Here is a 1,009-nt window from a genome sequence, read left to right as displayed (position 1 = left end):
GGGCATGTTTTCATCAGCTTGCGCTGTCACCATTTCAAAAAGCAGATCTGGATCATCTATGCCTCTTGTATTCGTGATTACATTCCTTACATCTGCAAAGCACAGCATCAATTCAACCTCTTAATTGCAGCCTTGGCAGCCTCTCTGTCATCAAAAGAGGTCACTGCGTCCCCGATAATTTGATAAGTCTCATGTCCTTTACCTGCTATCAGTACAACATCACCTTTTCCAGCCAGGGACACTGCATGGTTGATCGCCTCCTGACGGTCAATAATAACGATATAATTGGTATGCTTAAGGCCGGTTGTCATATCGGCGATAATAGCATTGGGATCTTCATTCCTTGGATTATCAGAAGTGAAAACGACTTGATCTCCATATTTACAGGCGATTTCAGCCATGATCGGCCTCTTGGTCCTATCCCTGTTCCCACCGCAGCCTACAACAACAATCACATTCTCATCTGTGATGGTTTCTATTGTCTTGAGGACATTCTCAAGACTGTCCGGGGTATGGGCATAGTCCACAATTACAGAAAAATCCTGTCCTGCTTCCACTTGTTCAAATCTTCCGCTTACGCCATTGATTGATTGGAGGGCAGCCTTGATGTTCTTTAAAGGAACTCCCGAGATATTAGCAGACGCTGCAGCTGCAAGGACATTATAAATATTAAACCTTCCAGCCAGCTGGATATCCATCTTTATCCTTTCTGATGGCGTAACCATGGTAAAAGAGGACCCATTATGCCGGAGTTCAATATCTTCGGCATAAAAATCAGCATCCTGGCTCACTCCATAGGTAACAACATGTGCAGCTGTTGAATGAATAAAGAATCCAGCAGACGGATCATCATTATTAATGATGGCATACTTCAGCTTTTTTTCATCATAGGAATTGCCTAGTTGTGAAAAAAGAAGACTCTTGGCACTCCTGTATTCCTCCATTGTCCGATGGTAATCCAAGTGGTCTTGAGTAATGTTGGTGAATACTGCTATATCGAAGTCACAAC

General features: G+C 43.2%; 1 protein-coding gene. It reads right to left on the bottom strand.

Translation table 11 applies throughout. From position 1 onward, the window contains the following. Window positions 1-107 precede the first annotated feature (107 nt). Window positions 108-1,009 (bottom strand): UDP-N-acetylmuramoyl-L-alanyl-D-glutamate--2,6-diaminopimelate ligase (locus tag BSG1_RS19620; RefSeq protein ID WP_006838993.1); only part of this gene is annotated, 902 nt, incomplete at its 5' end.

Origin of the sequence: Bacillus sp. SG-1, assembly GCF_000181495.1 — a bacterium.
Classification (GTDB): Bacteria; Bacillota; Bacilli; order Bacillales; family Bacillaceae_B; genus Rossellomorea.
Note: the sequence above shows the minus strand (reverse complement) of the source record. Positions and strands in the feature narration are given on the sequence as shown.